Annotated in this window: 9 protein-coding genes; all 9 read right to left on the bottom strand. The window is 66.1% G+C overall.

Features of this window, described 5'->3' with window-relative positions:
* Positions 1–4: 4 nt before the first annotated feature.
* A complete protein-coding gene (locus QN397_RS10145; protein ID WP_323496595.1) occupies positions 5–256 on the bottom strand; it encodes a DUF6587 family protein in 252 nt (83 codons plus the stop codon).
* Between the two features lie 15 nt (positions 257–271).
* Entirely contained in the window at positions 272–2,167 is a 1,896-nt protein-coding gene (gene feoB, locus QN397_RS10140; protein WP_323496596.1) for a ferrous iron transporter B, read from the bottom strand.
* The gene (locus QN397_RS10135) at positions 2,160–2,471 is read right to left on the bottom strand and encodes a FeoA family protein (RefSeq protein ID WP_323496597.1); all 312 of its coding nucleotides are present in this window, start codon (positions 2,469–2,471) and stop codon (positions 2,160–2,162) included. The genes feoB and QN397_RS10135 overlap by 8 nt, the downstream gene beginning before the upstream one ends.
* Positions 2,472–2,571: 100 nt before the next feature.
* Positions 2,572–5,442: an aconitate hydratase gene (locus QN397_RS10130; protein ID WP_323496598.1), complete on the bottom strand. Its 2,871-nt coding sequence runs from the start codon at positions 5,440–5,442 to the stop codon at positions 2,572–2,574.
* A gap of 104 nt (positions 5,443–5,546) precedes the next feature.
* Positions 5,547–7,625, bottom strand: coding sequence for an HlyD family efflux transporter periplasmic adaptor subunit (locus tag QN397_RS10125; protein ID WP_323496599.1), 2,079 nt, complete (start codon positions 7,623–7,625; stop codon positions 5,547–5,549).
* 35 nt (positions 7,626–7,660) lie between these two features.
* Complete coding sequence (locus QN397_RS10120) at positions 7,661–9,013, bottom strand: efflux RND transporter periplasmic adaptor subunit (RefSeq protein WP_323500847.1); 1,353 nt, start codon at positions 9,011–9,013, stop codon at positions 7,661–7,663.
* Between the two features lie 34 nt (positions 9,014–9,047).
* Entirely contained in the window at positions 9,048–9,833 is a 786-nt protein-coding gene (locus QN397_RS10115) for an efflux RND transporter periplasmic adaptor subunit (protein ID WP_323500846.1), read from the bottom strand.
* On the bottom strand, positions 9,830–11,731 hold the full coding sequence (locus tag QN397_RS10110) for a TolC family protein (protein ID WP_323496602.1): 1,902 nt from the start codon (positions 11,729–11,731) through the stop codon (positions 9,830–9,832). Before QN397_RS10110 ends, QN397_RS10115 begins: the two co-directional genes overlap by 4 nt.
* 35 nt (positions 11,732–11,766) lie before the next feature.
* A partial coding sequence (locus QN397_RS10105) for a VCBS domain-containing protein (RefSeq protein WP_323500845.1) occupies positions 11,767–17,269 on the bottom strand: 5,503 nt, incomplete at its 5' end.

Raw genomic sequence — 17,269 nt, 5'->3', positions numbered from 1 at the left:
GACCTCAGTGCGTTGTGAGCGGCTTGGCGTCGGCCTTGCCGCAAGCGCCACAGGTGTCGCAGGCGCTGCAGCCGGAGCTCTTCGCGAGCGATGCCGCGAGCTGGTCGGCACGCGCCTGATCGACCAGCCCCGCACGCTGCGTGCCGCTGGCCAGCTTCTGCGCCGCGCTGCGGCGCCAGCCGGCAGGCATCCAGCGCCACGTCGCATACAACGCGGCAAAAGCGACGATCAATGCGACGACGATGTTCTGGGTCATATCAACTCCGACTGTTCAGCCCCAACCAAGGGCCACCGCGATGCGGTAAGTGATGAAGCATGCGCCATACGCCAATGCGAACAGATAGCCCGCCATGATCCAGACGTATTTCCAGCTGGCCGTCTCGCGCTTGACGGCGGCCAGCGTCGAGATGCATTGCGGCGCAAAGACATACCAGACCAGCAACGACAACGCCGTCGCCAGCGACCAGGTGTGCGCGATCAACGGCTGCAGCTGGCTCGCAACTTCTTCGCCGGTCGCCGAGAGCGCATACACCGTGCCGAGCGCACCGACCGCCACCTCACGCGCCGCCATGCCCGGCACCAGCGCGATCGAGATTTGCCAGTTGAAACCGATCGGCGCGAAGATGTGCTCGAGCACGCCGCCGATCATGCCGGCCAGGCTGTACTGAATAGCGGGCCCGGTCGCACCATCGGGCGGCGACGGAAAGGTCGATAAGAACCACAGCAGGATGGTCAGCGTGAGGATGATCGTGCCGACGCGTTGCAAGAAGATCCATGCGCGCTCGTACAAGCCCAGCGCCAGATTGCGGATGCTCGGCCACCGATAGGCCGGAAGCTCCATCAGCAACGGCGAGTGCGACTGGTTGTCCCTGAAGCGCTTCATGACCCACGCCACCGCCATCGCCGACACGATGCCGAAGACATACAGCGCGAACAACACCACGCCCTGCAGGTTGAACACGCCGGCAACGCTGCGCTCCGGAATGAACGCCGCGATGAGCAATGCATACACCGGCAGCCGCGCTGAACAGGTCATGAGCGGCGCGATCATGATGGTCGTCAAGCGGTCGCGCCAGTTGCTGATCGTGCGCGTCGCCATCACGCCCGGAATAGCGCAGGCGAAGCTCGACAGCAACGGAATGAACGAGCGCCCCGACAGGCCGACGGTGCCCATCACGCGGTCGAGCAGGAAGGCCGCGCGCGGCAGGTAGCCGGAGTCTTCGAGGGCGAGGATGAACAGGAACAGGATCAGGATCTGCGGCAGGAAGACGATGACGCTGCCAGCCCCGGCAATCACGCCATCGGCCAGCAGACTTTGCAGATGGCCCGCGGCCATGTGCGTCTTGACGAAGGTTCCGGCCGCTTCGGTGACCGCCTTGATGGCGTCCATCGGCACGTTGGCCCAGCTGAACACGGCCTGGAACATCAGGAACAGCGTGACCGCCAGCACCAGCATGCCCCACAGCGGGTGCAGCACCACCCGGTCGATGCGGTCGCTGGTCGCCAGGCTGTCCATCGGCTCGCGCACCGCCAGGCCGAGGATGCGGCGCACTTCACGCTGGGTTGCCAGCACATCGTCCAGCGCAGGTGCTTGCCACGGCACCGGCGCGGCCGCTGCCACGGGCGTGTCGAGCGCGGCCAGCAATGCCTGGGCACCGTCGTTTTGCACGCCGATCGTTTCGATCACCGGCACGCCGAGTTCGCGCGACAGCACAGCCGTATCGACCGTGATGCCCTGCTTCTTCGCCATGTCGGCCATGTTCAGCGCCACCACCATAGGCAAGCCGAGCTTTTTGGCTTCGAGCACCAGCCGCAGGTTGAGTCGCAGATTGGTCGCGTCGGTCACGCACACCAGCAGGTCGGGCAAGGCCTCCTTGCTGCGGCCGGTGACGACGTCGCGCGTCACGGCTTCGTCGGCACTCAGCGCATTCAGGCTGTAGGCGCCCGGCAGGTCGAGCACGAAGATGCGGCGGCCGGCGGCAGTGCGCAGCGTGCCTTCCTTGCGCTCGACCGTCACGCCCGCATAGTTGGCGACCTTCTGGCGACTGCCCGTCAACAGATTGAAAAGCGCGGTCTTGCCGCAGTTCGGATTGCCTAGCAAGGCGATGCGACCCGGCTGGCCTTTGGGCGCGAAGCCGCCGGGACCGCTGATGACGGCGTCAACCATGGTGCTCGGCGCCCGGTGTCACGCGAATAAAGGCGGCCTCGTAGCGGCGCAGTGCGAAGGTCGTGTGGCCCAGGCGCACTGCAAGTGGCTCGCGCCCGGGCGCGCCGCTGGCCACGATGCGAACCGCCTCGCCCGGCACGAAGCCGATTTCGGTCAGTCGCAGCACCAGCTCCCGGTCTTCCGCACCCGTCGGGCGCAGCAGGTCCAGCACGGTCGCCCATTGATGGCTAGGAAGCTTGTCGAGGCTGAGCGCGCTCGACGGCAAAGCGGCCGCCGATGCCGCAGCAATCGTTGTTGTCGTCACCCGGATATCCACAGATCAAAACGAGAATTATTCTCGAAAACTCGATCGAGGTGGAAAAAGCGGTTATCCGCCCGACGATTTACGCGTTTTCAGACCGGGCTCAAGCCGCCAAAAGTTGCCTCAACACGAACGGCAAGATGCCGCCGTGCTTGTAGTAATCGACCTCGATCGGCGTGTCGATGCGCAGGCGCACCGTGACCTCCTGGTGCGAGTTGTCGGGCCGATGAACCACCAGCTTCACGTCCATCTGCGGCTTGAGTTCGCCGCCGATGACCACGTCGATGCGCTCGTCGCCAGTCAGCCCCAGGGTCTGCCAGGAGTCGGCGCCGCGGAACTGCAGCGGCAGCACGCCCATGCCGACCAGGTTGGCGCGGTGGATGCGCTCGAAGCTGCGTGCAATCACCGCTTTGATGCCCAGCAACTGCGTGCCCTTGGCAGCCCAGTCGCGCGATGACCCCGTGCCGTACTCCTCGCCGCCGAACACGACCGTCGGAACCCCGAGCTCGATGTACTTCATCGCCGCGTCGTAGATGAACATCTTCTCGTTACCGGGCTGAAAGCGCGTCACGCCGCCCTCTTCCTGCGTGCCCTTGTCGTCGGGCGCAATCATCAGGTTCTTGATGCGCACGTTGGCGAAGGTGCCGCGCATCATCACGTCGTGATTGCCGCGGCGCGAGCCGTAGCTGTTGAAATCTTCCTTCTTCACGCCGTTGGCCTTGAGCCAGATGCCCGCAGGCGAACTCTCTTTGATGGAGCCGGCCGGCGAGATGTGGTCCGTGGTGATCGAGTCGCCGAAAAGCGCCATGACCCGCGCCGACTTGAATCCCGCATCGGCGGCGTGCGGTTTCATCTTGAAGCCGGCGAAGAACGGCGGCTCTGCGATGTAGGTCGACTCGGGCCAGTCGTACACCTGGCCACTCACGCCTTTGATGCTGCTCCACAGCTTGCCGGGGTTCTCCTTGATCTGCTCGTAGTTCTTGCGGAACGACTTGGCATCCATCGCATGGCGCAGGTTCTCGTCGATCTCGGCCATCGTCGGCCAGATGTCGCCGAGGTACACGTCCTTGCCGCCCTTGCCCTTGCCGACGGGTTGCGTCATCAGGTCGACCATCACGTTGCCGGCGATGGCGTAGGCCACAACCAGCGGCGGTGACGCCAAAAAGTTTGCCTTGAGATTCGGATGGATGCGCGCTTCGAAATTGCGATTGCCAGACAGAACGGCAGCACCGATCAAATCGTTCTTGCTGATGACCTCGTTGATCTCGGGCGACAGATCACCGGAGTTGCCGATGCAGGTCGTGCAGCCGTAGCCTGCCAGGTAGAAGCCGAGCTTTTCAAGATACTGCAGCAGGTCTGCCTTCACCAGATAGTCGGTCACGATGCGCGAGCCGGGTGCTAGCGACGTCTTCACGTGCGGCTTGACGGTCAGCCCTGCCAGCACCGCCTTCTTGGCCAGCAGGCCGGCCGCCAGCATCACGCTCGGGTTCGATGTGTTGGTGCACGAAGTGATGGCGGCGATCAACACGTCGCCATTGCCGATGGTCACGCCGCCGGGCGGATCTTTGGGCGCCGATGCCGCACTATGCGCAGCCGCCTTGGTCGACCGGTTGGCGACCATCTCGACGACCTCTCTCGGCGCGCCGGCCTGGGTCGGCGGCTGCTCTTTTTCTTCCACCGATACGCCATCGTGTGCCAGCGGATAACGCATCTTCAGTTTGTTGGCCGGCTGGTTGAAACCGTTGGCGTCGTTCGGCTTGCTGAACAGCTCGGAGAACTTGGTGGACATGTGACCGAGGTCGATGCGGTCTTGCGGGCGCTTGGGGCCGGCCAAGCTGGGCGTGACCGTGCCGAGGTCGAGCCGCACGATCTTCGTGTAGTTGAGTTCACCCGGCGCCGGCATGCCGAACAGGCCCTGCGCCTTGTAGTAGGCCTCGAACAACTCGACTTCCTGGTCGGTGCGACCGGTGCCCTTGAAGTACGCGACCGTCATTTCGTCGACCGGAAAGAACCCCATCGTCGCGCCGTATTCGGGCGCCATGTTGCCGATGGTCGCGCGGTCGGGCACCGCGATCGAACCGGCGCCGGGGCCGAAGAACTCGACGAACTTGCCGACCACTTTTTCGCCGCGAAGAATGGCGGTGACGTAGAGCACCAGGTCGGTCGCCGTCACGCCTTCGCGCAGCTTGCCGGTGAGCTCGAAGCCGACCACGTCGGGCGTCAGCATGTAGACCGGCTGACCCAGCATGGCGGCCTCGGCCTCGATGCCGCCGACGCCCCAACCGACTACGCCGATACCGTTGATCATGGTGGTGTGGCTGTCGGTGCCGACCAGTGAATCGGGGTAGTACACCGGCACATCGGCCTTGTCGTTCGGGCTTGTGTAAACACCGCGCGCGAAGTATTCGAGGTTCACCTGATGCACGATGCCGAAGCCCGGCGGCACGACCCGGAAGGTGTCGAAGGCCTGCATGCCCCACTTCATGAACTGGTAGCGCTCGTTGTTACGTTGGAACTCCAGCTTCATGTTGAGATCGAGCGCCTTGGGCGTGCCGTAGTAGTCGACCATCACCGAGTGGTCGACCACCAGATCGACCGGCACCAACGGCTCGATCGTCTTCGGTGATTTGCCGAGCGCCGCAGCCACGCTGCGCATCGCAGCCAGGTCGGCAAGGAGCGGCACGCCGGTGAAGTCCTGCAGCACCACGCGGGTGACGACGAAAGGAATCTCGTCGGTGCGCTCGGCGTTGGGCGACCAGTGGGCCAACTCGGCGATGTGGGCCGCCGTCACCTTCTGGCCATCGCAATTTCGGAGCACCGATTCGAGAATGATCCGGATCGACACCGGCAGTTTTTCGATGCCCGGGTACGCCTTGGCCAGTTCCTTCAGCGACCAGAACTTTCCGGATTTCCCCGAAGCAGTTTTGAACGTCTTGAGGGCGGAAGAGAAAGCGTGAGCGGCGTCGTGGGCCATGAAAGAACTCCTTGGTTCGGTCGTTGTACCTTGTCCAACTCAAAGATAGCAGGCTTCGAAGTCAACGCTTGTAGTCGGGACACCCATCAGCACCGCCCGAACGCTCAAAGCCCCGACTGCTGTATCAGCACCGACAGCGCACTGTCGATCCAGCCTTTCGCCAGGCTCTCATGCGTGCCGTCGAAATGCACGCGCACTTCATGCACGGCCTGCACCGGTGCAGCGCCCTCGCCTTCGACAAGCACCCGAAACCACGCCTCCGCCGGCTTCAGGTCCTTCTTCGGCGAGGTCGGGTTCAAGGTGATCGGTCCGCCGTGGTCTTGTGCAAGCAGCAGGTGCGGCAACCGGTTGACGGGGCTGTTGTCGATGGCTGTCACCGTGCCTTCGAGCTTCTGCGTCCGGCCTCTGACGATGACGACCGCCTTTGCGCCCGTCGACAAGCGCTGCCGATCGCGCTCCGACACCAGCGCTTCGACGCGCCAGCGGCGCCCGTCGACCACCATGGCGATCAGCTGCGTCGGGCCGACCCACGTGCCCGCGCGGAGGTCAGGGTCGACATCGCGCACATCGCCGTCACGCGTGGCCACGATGCGCAGGCGGAGCAGTTCGGCCTCGCGCGCACGGCGCTCCGCGTCATAGCGTGACGCGAGCTGTTCGGCCACGGCCAGCCGCGCAGCGCCGTCTTCGACCATGCCGAGCGCACCGCGTGCCGAGCGCGCATAGGCGGCAGACAACGCAGCCGCCTTGTCGCGTTCTTCGCCTTGATTGGGCGCGTCGAGCTCGACCAGCACGCCATCGGGTCGAATCGCTGCGCCGTTGCGAAGAGTGACGCTCTCCAGCCGTGCGGCGTAGGGCGAATACACCGGCTGCTCCGACGCCGCCTTCAACACACCGGGTGCCGAGATGCCGGAAAACAAAGGCAGGAAAAGCACGAGCGCGAAGGCCACGATCAGCAGTGCCCACACCACCGAGCGTCGCCGTGGAATCTCGGCCCGCCTCTGCCACCACACGCGCAACTCCGCGTAGATCGGCCGACCCAGAAACACCGAGATTTCCACCACGAACAGCAAAATGCCCAGCGCCTTGAAGAAGGCGTGATAGACCACCACCGCGATGCCGATGAACAGCACCAACCTGTAGATCCAGGTAGCGAATGCGAACGACACCAGGAAGCGCCGGAACGATGGCGTAAGCACCTCGCTCGAAGGCTCAAGCAAACCGGGAATCCAACGTCGCAACACGCGCCGAGCCTGCTTGCCGGCGCGCTCGTGCAGCACCGGGAAATCGAGCGCGTCCGTCAACATGTAGTAGCCGTCGAAACGCATGAAAGGGCTGGCGTTGACCAGCAGCGTCAGCACCCATGCGGTGGTCGCCAAAAAGAACAGCGCGTTGCGGAAGTTGCCGTCGGGCATGAACGCCCACAAAAAAGTGGACCACGCGGCGAGCACAAGCTCGGCTGCGATGCCGGCGGATGCGATGGCAAAGCGATGACGCGATCGTTCCAGCTTCCAGCTCTCACCGGTGTCGGTATACGGCATCGGCCACATCACCAGCAGCGCCACGCCCATGTGCCCCACCCGCACACCGTGGCGTGTCGAAACGATGGCGTGCCCCAGTTCGTGCAGCAGCTTCGAGAACACCAGCGCGGCAGCGAAACCGACCACGCCATCCCAGCTCAATGCGCCGCGCAGGTTCGCTTCGACCACGTCGAGCTGGCGCGCCGCCAGCACGATGCCGGTGAGCGCCGCGAGTCCGGAGATGCCGACGAACCAGCCGCTGAACAACCAGCGCACCCACGGCATCGCCACTGCGAGCCAGTGCGCTGGCCGCACCAGCGGAATGCGGATGAAAAGATAGTTGTTGAGCAACCAGCGCCACAGCGGCATCGCCGGCTTCTGGCGTGCAGTTCGTAGCAATTGATGCTGCATCAGGAAACGGATGAGCTGCTCGACATCGTCCGCCACCGGCGCCAATGCTGTCGAAGCGTCGATGTCCTGCGCAATGGCTTTTGGAGAAGCCATGTCCCAGCGCTGCAGGATCTCGAACTCGAGCCAGCCGATGCGAAAGAACAGGTTGCGCACCGGATCGCAGATGTGCCATGCGGGTGAGCCGTCACGATTCGATCCCGCCCCGTGGATCTGCAACTCTTCACGCAATGCGGGCCATGGCGCGGGTTGGGTCATCGGGGCGGTGAGCGCAGCGCGCGGCAACTCCGCGCTCAGCATCCGCACCACTCTCGCACCGCCGCGAAAGGCCGGCGGAACATCAGGTAACCCAGCACCGTCCAGTCGCCTGAAATGCGCGCCGTGCCCCGCAGGCCGATGCGAGCCTGCGCCGATGTGCCTTCGACCGTGCCGCGCAGCAGATAACTCGCCACGCCGTTAGGCGCCTCGATCACCTGGTAGCCCGCATAGTCGAGCCGCGCTTCGACCGGATCGAGCGGCGCCACGCGCATGAAGAGCGTCATGGCCGCGCCGGGCTTGAGGTTGACGGCTTCGTTCACCGGCGCCCAGGCCTGCAGGCCCAGCACGGCCGGGTCGGCGAGCAAGCCGACGCGCTCGCCGGTCTGCACGGGACGACCAGCCCAGTCGTTCGGGTCGGAATACACGAACACGCCAGCGCTCGGCGCCTTGATGAGCAACTGGCCCATCTCGCGCTGCAGTGCGTCGACATCGACCTGGCGCTCGCGCAGCTTGCCCTCGGCAATGTTGAGTTCGGCCTTGGCCGCCTGCGTTTCGATGGCACGCTGCGACGCCTGCAGCAGGTCGACCCGCGCTGAAGCCAGCGCCGCCTGCGCCACCGCCTGTCGGTTGTAGATCGTGCTGTCGTCGAGCTCGGCCAGCACCGCGCCGGCTTCGACCGGCGTGTTGGGCTTCACGACCATGCGCTTGATGACGCCCTCTCGCGGCGACGAAATCACCTGGCTGTGGTTGGAAACCACCTCGGCTGGCACCAGCGCGTATTCGCGGACCGGCACCAGCAATGCCAGCGGCAAGGCGATCAGCGCCCAGCGAAATGCGCGTCGCGCCCACAAGCCCGACCACAGGGTGCCGACCGATCGGCGCCGCTCGGTCAGTGCCCACCATGCGTGGCCGTACATCGCTGCGGCCTGCAGCAAAAGAAACTCGGGCGCACCGGCATCGAACTCGGCCGGCCAAGGTGTCTCGCGCCCCAGGAGAAGCGCGGCACGTGCCCGGCCATCGGGCCCGGCGAGCGACATCACCCAGACGTGGTCGGGCATCCAGTCGGCCCACTGCGCGGCCAGTGCAGACGGCAGCATCGCCGGCGACAACGCAAGAACACGCGCGCTGGCCGGCAAGCCATCGAGTTGCTTTCGAACATGGTTGGCCACGTCTGCGAGCCACAGCGCATAGGGCGAATTGGCGTCGATATCGGCCAGGCCCGAATGCGCTGCCAGCCGCGTGCGCCGGGCGCCGAAAAATCCGACCAGCGCCGCTTGCCGGTAGCTTGCCAGTGCATGGGTCTCGTTGCAGAAAATGAAGGCGAGGTCGGCCGCGCTGGGAGCCGCGTGCACCTTCGCTGCCAGGGCGTGAAACGCAAGGTCTGTCACGAACTATCTCCGGGAGGGCAGCCCGCGCACGCCCTCACAAGGCCGACGGCGCGCGCACTTGCCCGCTCATGCCGGGCAGCACCACACCGGTGGTGCTGGCAAGTTCGGTCTCGATCTCGACGGTCTGGCTCACCGCATCGACGCGGGCGGCGATGCGCGTGACCTTCAAGGCGACGACACCACCGGTTTCGTCGACCTTGCCGTCGAGCTTTTCGCCCGTCTTCAACCACGCGAGCCATTGCGACGGCACGTTCATGCGCGCCTTGAGCGGGCCACTGCCCACGAGCTCGATCACGGGTGCACCCGGGTTCACGCCCTGCCCCACCTTGACGTGCACGCGCGCGACCTTGCCCGCGAACGGCGCGACGATGGCGCACTGCGCCACTTGTGCCTCGAAGATCTGGACCTGGCTTTGCGCTTTGTTCACGTTGGCCGCAGCCAGCTCGACTTCGACCTCGGCGGGCGACTGCAGGCCCTGCAGCTTCTGCTTGGCCTCGTACTGCACGCGCGCTGCCTCGTGCTCCGCCCGTGCAGCACCACGGCGCGCCTGAACTTCGGCGCAGTCGAACGACGCCACGACCTGACCGGCCCGCACGCTGTCGCCCAGACCGACCGGCACCTTCGCGATGCGGCCAGCGACCGAGGCTGAAAGAATGCTCTCCTGCGCTGCGACGACTAGAAAGCGGACGGGTGCGACGTTGGCCGACGCCGCAGCCGGCTTCGCCTGTGCGAAGGCGCAAGTGCCCAGGCACACCCCACCCATCCAGAGCACCAGCGCGGCGGCCAGCTTTGCCGGCCTTGCCGAACGACACACCGTCATGGCTGCTGCGCCACGGTCGACTCAGTGCGCGCGGCACGACGCACATCACCGATGACCGACAACGCCGCCGCCTCGGCGAAGGCGCCGAGCGAGCGGTCGCTGCCCTCGCTCGGCAGGTAGCTCACGTAGTTCTGCTGCAGCAGTTGCTTGCCGGCCGGGTCGGTCAGCGTCATGCGCCACTGCGCACGCATCGTCGCTTTCGATTCCATGCGCTGAAAGCTCAGCGTCAGCACCAGTGCATCGGCGCCCTGCCCGGCCACGAGTTCGTTGCGCACCACGATGCGCTCGACCGCGCTGCGCACCGCCGCTTCGTTCACGCCACGCGGCAGGTCGGCGATGCGAACCGACACCGGGCGGCTCGCCAACTGCAAGCCGATCGGCTTCAGGAAGACGCTCTTCTCGCCGTCGAGCAGGCTCGCATCGATCGCCTTTGCCAGCGTCGGAATGTCGGTGCCGGTGACGGTGTCGGGTAGCAGGTCGACGCCGACCGAGTTCAGCACGCGGCCATAGGCGGCCTGCGTCGCGGCATAGGCGGTGGCGAGCTGAAAGCGCGACACCAGCGCACGCGAATCGGTGCGCAGCGACTCGAGCTCGCTCTCCAGCCGGTTGCTGGCACCAGCGCGCGACACGCTCGACAGTCGCTGGTCGACACGGCTCGATTCGGCTGCGAGGTCCTGGTCGACCACCGCGAGCTTGTAGCGTTCCACCGACACGCGCACCTGGGTGAGTACGGCCATTGCCAGCGCCTGGCGGCGGGCCTCGTCGGTCTTCTGGCGCGCCTCGTTCGTGCGGTTGATCGCGGGTATCGACGCCAGTCGAAACAGGTCCATCGACAGGTTCAGACCGGTGTCGGACCAGTTGCTGTTGTAGAGATAACTGTTGGAGTCGTAGCGTGCACCGGCGTAGAGGTTGAGGCTCGGGAACAGGGCCGCGATCTGCTTTCTGGTTTCATACACACCGATGCGCGCCTTGTAGTCTTCTTCGCGCAATTCGGGCCGGTTGGTGAGGGCCGCGATTTCGAGCTTGTCGATGTCGACAGCGGCAGGTGCGAGGCTGTCTTCTGTGCTCTCGACCAGCGTGAACTCGGTCCCGGGCGGCAGGCTCATGAGGGCTGCCAGCTCGCGCTTGGCGAACTGCATCTCTTGCCGCTTCGCATTGACCAACGACATCGCATCGAGCAATGCGCGCTGGTAGCTCAGGCCTTGCGTGGGCGGTAGCACGCCGGCGCGTTCGGCCTCGCGCGACTTGCCGAGCGCGTCGTCGATGCGCGTCGCGAGCTGATCGGCATCGGCCAGCAAGCGCTGTGCGCCGAGTGCGCGCCAGTAGGCGTTGCGCACGTCCTGCACGATGTTTTGCAGGATCTTGCGGCGGCGCTCGTCGGCGATATTGACCTCGTCGCCGGCCTGCTTGGCTCGAAAGTAACTGATGCCGAAATCCAGTGCGTTCCACGACAGCGTGGCGCGGCCGTAGTAGTGCGAACGCGTCTCAGAGGTCGACGGCCGCAGGCTGATGACGCGGTCTTCGATGCCGACGCTGGTGCCGCCCGAATCGTTGCTGCGGTCGTTGTAGCCGGCTTCGGTGACGAGCTTGGGCAGCATGTCCATGGCGGATACCTCGAGCAGGCCGCGCGCCAGCGTGGTCTCCATCATCTTCAGGCGATAGTCGAGGTTGTATTTGAGCGCCCGTGCCAAGGCATCGGAATAGCTGATTCGACCGCTCACCGGAACCTGGTCCCTGTACATCTGCTCCTGGTCGCTTCGCACGCGCTGTGCCACTTCTTCAGGCGTGACCTTGACGGGGTTCATGCTGCAACCTGCCAGACACAGTGCCGCGGCCAGTGCGGCCCATGTCGGTTTCGACGGAAATTTCGTTGTCTTCACGATGTTGTTTTCGTTCATGGTTCCGGGGGCTTGAAAAACGAGGGAGCGCCGCTTCATCGCGGCGCGGCGGGCACTTTGACGCGCACCGGTTCCCGATGGTGTTGCTGCACCTTGACCCGGTCGCGCACCGTGCCGCGTTGAACGGCGTTGGCGTGGAGCCGGTCAGTGAAAGACCGTGCGGGCGGGGCTGTCGTCGCGATAGGCGGCACCACTGCTTGCGTCGATGCATCTGCACCCGAAATGACGATGCGCTCACCGGAAAAGCCGTTGAACCGACCGAACAGCGCATTGCCGTCACCGTCGAGCGCGCTTCCGCCGAGGCCCTTCTTCGCCAGCGTCAACTCGATGTCGCGCACCATCGCCAGCGAGAACGCGACGCCGTCGCGGCTCACATGCTCGGCCGGGTCCATGTACTGCGTGATGCCGAAGTTGTAGATGCTGTCGTCGCGGCGATCTTCTTCGTAGGTCTGGTCCATGCCGCCCGCAACCCGTGTCGCGATGCCGTCCGTGAATGTCTGGCTCAGGCGCTGCGACTCGCGCACCGCCAACTGCACGAACAGCGCGGGCTGCATGCCCTGCGTGATGGTGCGCACCGGCGTGCGGAAGTCGATCGGCCAGATTTGGTCGCCGGCCGGTGGCAGCCGCGACGACGCGCCTTTGATCGTGACCACCAATTGCGCGACGCTGGTGCTGCCGTCCGAATCGGTGATGGTGTAGCTGAACACCTCCGTCAAGGTCTTGCCCTCGCCGAGCGCTGCCACGCGGGCGTTGCTGCCGTTTATTGCGTACGTGTAGCTGCCGTCAGCGGCCAGGCGCAACGAACCGTAGGCGCCGGCCAGCGGCGCACCGCCGACCACGCCGGCACGGCCTTCGAACGAGAAGCCGCTGACAGGCGTCGGCGTGTAATCGGCACCGATGCGATCGGCCACGTCGCCGGGCCCGCGGCCAGGGCCACCGACGAGGTTGCCTGCCACCGTGGCGCCCGGCAGGGCAGTACCGATCGAGGCGGCGTCGCTGCGCGCGGTCGGCACGTCGTCGACGACCAACACGGTCAGCGTGCCACTGGTGGTGTAGCCATCGCGGTCGCGCACCGTGATGGCGATCGGGTCGGTCACCGGACCACCGCCGTGCTGCTGCCTGCCGCCGAGCGTGTAGCTGTAGCCGACGACGCCGGTCGTTGCGTCGTAGCCGGTCAGGGTGATCTGCCCGATGCGGGTGTCGATGACCACCGGCACACCGCCCAGATTGCCGAGCTGCCCCGGCGTCACCGTGGTGCCACCGACCACGATGCTGTCGAGCCCGTCGGGCGCGCCGATGACGAAGTGGCCGTTGGCCGTCTCGCTCGTGTCGGCCACATCGCCCAGGCCGTGTTCGCTCACGTTTGCCTGCCCGGTTGTCGTGGGCCCATCGCTATCGCCCTTGCCAGCGCTGCTGCCGTTGGGGATGTTCAGCGTGGGAACGTCGTTCGTCCCGTTGATGGTGATGGTCAGCGTGGCCGTCGAAGCGTCGCCGTCTGCATCGGTGATGGTGTAACGCATGGTCTCGGTCAGCGTCTCGCCGGCGATCAGGTGTTGCACCGCCGGGTTGCTGTTGTCGAGCGTGTAGCTGTAGCTGCCATCGGGGTTGACGACGATGTGGCCGTATGCCGTGGTCAGTGGACTGCCGACGGTACCGTTGGTGCCGCCGAAAGCGATGCCCGTCACCGGCACGCCGTTGGCGTTGTCGGCACCGTTCAGGTCGTTGCTCTTCACGTTGCCGATCACCGTAGCCGGTCCGTCTTCGGTCACCGCCGCAGCGTCGTTGGCCGCGACCGGCACGTCGTCGACGATGCGCACCTGCAGCACACCGCTGCTGGTGCCGCCGCCCGCATCGAGCACCGTGAGCGCCACTGCATCGACGCTTTCGGTTGCTCCCGGCTGCGCCACCTGGCCGGTCAGCGTGTAGGTGTAGACGATGTTGCCGGCGATCGGCACCGCACCGTTCAGCACGACGCCGTTGAAGCCGGTGAGGGTCAGCGTGCCGTCGGGCGTGGTGATCGTGATCGGCGTGGTGCCGAGTGCCTGCAGCTGCGCTGCGGTGACGACCGTGCCACCGATCGTGACCGACCGCAATCCATCGGCCGCGGCGACCGCGATGGTGCCGGTGTTGCGCTCGCTGGTGTCGGGGCCGCCCAGCCCGTCGACCAGTCCATGCTCGAGCACATCGGTTTGCCCAGTGGCTGAACCGTTGCCATCGACCGGCACGATCGATGGTCCGGCTGCTGCGTCGGTATGGCCCTGGATGGTGATCGTCAGCGTCGTCGGCGACGTGTTCCCGTCGCCATCGGTGATGGTGTAGTTCACCACCTCGGTCAGCGTCTGGCCGGTCTTCAGTGCGTTGACGGTCGGGTTGGTGTTGTCCAGTGTGTAGACGTAGCTGCCGTCGGCATTCAGCGTGACCGTGCCGTAGGCGGTCGCGAGCGCGTTGCCCACGGTGCCGTTCGCTCCACCGAAGCCGACCGCCGTCACCGGGCCGCCCGCGGCGGGGCCGTCCGCGCCGATGCGGTCGTTCGTGGACACGTTGCCACCGACCGTGCCGGGCGTCGCGTCTTCGGTGATCGTGGCCGTATCGGGCCGCGCCGTGGGCACGTCGTTGACGATGCGAACGGTCAGCGTGCCGCCGGCCGTGCCGGTGCTCGGCGCACTGGCCAAGTCGGTCACCACCAAGGCAATGGTGTCGACGCTTTCAGTGGCGCCCGCAGGCTGCGATTGCGTGGCGTTCAGCGTGTAGCTGTAGGCCAGGCTGCCGCTGGTCGGTACGCCCGTAGGCGAACCACCGACACGCGAATCGACCGTGAAGCCCGTCAACAGCAGCGTGCCATCGGCCGTGGCGATGCTGACCGGTGTGCCGCCCGACAGCGCCGCGAGTTGCGCCGTGGTCAGCACGGTGCCACCCACGCTCACTGTTTTCAAGCCGTCCGCCGCGCTGACGGTCACGGCGCCTGTGGCGGTACGACTTTCGCCGGCAGGACCATCCGAGGTGAGACCCGATTCGAACACCGTGGCCTGCCCGCTCGATCCGCCGTTGCCATCGACCGGCGTGATGGCCGGTGCGCCATCGGTATGGCCCTGGATGGTGATGGTCAGCGTCGTCGGCGACGTGTTCCCGTCGCCATCGGTGATGGTGTAGTTCACCACCTCGGTCAGCGTCTGGCCGGTCTTCAGTGCGTTGACGGTCGGGTTGGTGTTGTCCAGTGTGTAGACGTAGCTGCCGTCGGCATTCAGCGTGACCGTGCCGTAGGCGGTCGCGAGCGCGTTGCCCACGGTGCCGTTCGCTCCACCGAAGCCGACCGCCGTCACCGGGCCGCCCGCGGCGGGGCCGTCCGCGCCGATGCGGTCGTTCGTGGACACGTTGCCACCGACCGTGCCGGGCGTCGCGTCTTCGGTGATCGTGGCCGTATCGGGCCGCGCCGTGGGCACGTCGTTGACGATGCGAACGGTCAGCGTGCCGCCGGCCGTGCCGGTGCTCGGCGCACTGGCCAAGTCGGTCACCACCAAGGCAATGGTGTCGACGCTTTCAGTGGCGCCCGGCGGCTGCGATTGCGTGGCGTTCAGCGTGTAGCTGTAGGCCAGGCTGCCGCCTGAAAAACCGGTGAGCGACAAGGTGCCCTTGCCCGTGTCGATGACGATCGGCGCGGCCGACGTCAAGGCGGCGAGCTGCGCTGCGGTCACGTCGACGCCGCCGACATCGATGCTCTTCAATCCGTCCGGTGCACTCACCGTGATCGAGCCGGTGGTGGTGCGGCTTTGCCCGCCGGGACCGTCGGGTGTCAGTCCCGATTCGAAGACAGTCGCCTGACCCGTCGCAGCGCCGTTGCCATCGACCGGCGTGATGGCCGGTGCGCCATCGGTGTGACCCTGGATGGTGATGGTCAGCTGCGCTGTGTCGGTGCCACCGTGGCCGTCCGACAGCGTGTACGTGTAGACCTCGGTGAGTGTCTGCCCGTTCTTCAATGCGTTGACCGTCGGGTTCGCGTTGTCGACCGCGTACGTGTAGCTGCCGTCGGCGTTGAGTACCAGCGTGCCGTACGCGCCGGCCAGGCCGGACCCGACCGTGCCCGCCGTGCCGGTGCCGGCTTCAGACCCGGTTCGCACGGCGCCGATCAGCAGATCTGCGGTGCGGTTGTCGACGTCGGTGTCAGCCACATCGCCGGCCGCGCCGAGCGCGATCACGTTGCCGGTGATCGGTGCGGTGTCTTCACCGACCGAGCGTGTGTCGTCGTGCGCGACCGGCAGATCGTCGACCGCGGTGATGCGGAGGGTGCCGGCCAGCACGTTGCTGTTGAGCGCTGCGGGTCCGCCTGCGTTGGCGCCGCCGACCTGCGTGTTGTTCCCGTCGTTCACCACGATGGTGTAGCTGCGGTTGCGATTGGCCGGCGTGTCGTAGTTGGTCGGGTTGTCGTTGCTGCTGCGATAGGCCACGCGCTCGATGGCGTCCTGGACTTGTGCCGCCGTGGTGCTCGGGCCGAAAGTGATGACCAGCGGCGTACCGCCGGTGCCGCCACTGACCGAGAAGCCTGCCGGAAGCGGCGTGCCGGAAAGCCCGGAGACGACCAGTTCATCCCCGGTGAAGTAGGTCGCGCCCAGGCTGACGGTGACGCTGCCAGAGCCGAACGCGGGCAGGCCCGGCGTGGTCGACAAGTCGACGTCGTACAGGGTCGCGGAGCCGGCAGTGACCAGCCGGACCTCGGGCACACCGGGCGTGTTGGCCGCATTGGGATATTCCGCCACGTCGCGAACGCCCGTCGTGCCGCCCAGCACCGGTGCGTCGTTGGTCGGCGTGACGGTGACGTCGAAGGTGCGCGTCGTGACGAGATGGTTGTCCGTGCCGTTCTCGTACGAATAGACGCCGTGGTCGTTGTTGCTGCTCGGCGCCAGCACGCCGGGTCGCGCGCCCGTGTTCCCGTTGTCGTCGACCACCACGGTCACCGCGAAGGTGCCGTTCCAGTCGGCCGAAGTGCCCGGGCCGCCCGCATCGGGGTCCGGCAGCCGAACCACGATGGCGTCGACGCGGTTGTTGATCTGGGTCAGCGTGCCGGTCAACACGACCGACAGGCCATCGCCAGAAATCACAGCCGTGCCGCCGGTACCGCCGACGGTCGTGATCGCGAAGCCCGACGGCACCGAGACGGTGGCCGTCAGGATGCTCGTGGCCTGCGCATCCTGGTCGCTGATGTCGATGTTGTTGAGCGTGACCGTGCCACCGGCCTCGGCCACCGTGAGCGGTGTGCCGTCGATGTGCGAGGGGTCGTTGAGGGCCGACGGAAACACCGTGCGGTAGCCCCGACTCACGTTGGCGCTCAGTGCTGCGATGTCGCTGGTCGTCGCTGCATAGGGGTCCACCGCCGTGGTCGGCACGGGTGTCGTTCCGTTGGCGGGCAGGCTCGCGTTCTCGCCGCCATTGGCGGCCGTGCCGGTCAGGTTGCCCAATGCATCGCGCAAGCGGTCGTCGGCAATGACTTCGACGTGATAGCCCTTGTCGGTATTGGCCAGCGTGCCCTCCAGCGCCACCTCCAGG

Origin of the sequence: Variovorax sp. RTB1, from assembly GCF_035018765.1 — a bacterium.
GTDB lineage: Bacteria > Pseudomonadota > Gammaproteobacteria > Burkholderiales > Burkholderiaceae_C > Variovorax.
Note: the sequence above shows the minus strand (reverse complement) of the source record. Positions and strands in the feature narration are given on the sequence as shown.

Bases quoted from the DNA above. Each gene is read 5' to 3' on its own strand.
- feoB (WP_323496596.1), bottom strand. From the start codon at position 2,167: ATGGTTGACGCCGTCATCAGCGGTCCCGGCGGCTTCGCGCCCAAAGGC.
- QN397_RS10125 (WP_323496599.1), bottom strand. From the start codon at position 7,625: ATGACCCAACCCGCGCCATGGCCCGCATTGCGTGAAGAGTTGCAGATC.
- QN397_RS10115 (WP_323500846.1), bottom strand. From the start codon at position 9,833: ATGACGGTGTGTCGTTCGGCAAGGCCGGCAAAGCTGGCCGCCGCGCTG.
- QN397_RS10145 (WP_323496595.1), bottom strand. From the start codon at position 256: ATGACCCAGAACATCGTCGTCGCATTGATCGTCGCTTTTGCCGCGTTG.
- QN397_RS10110 (WP_323496602.1), bottom strand. From the start codon at position 11,731: ATGAACGAAAACAACATCGTGAAGACAACGAAATTTCCGTCGAAACCG.
- QN397_RS10130 (WP_323496598.1), bottom strand. From the start codon at position 5,442: ATGGCCCACGACGCCGCTCACGCTTTCTCTTCCGCCCTCAAGACGTTC.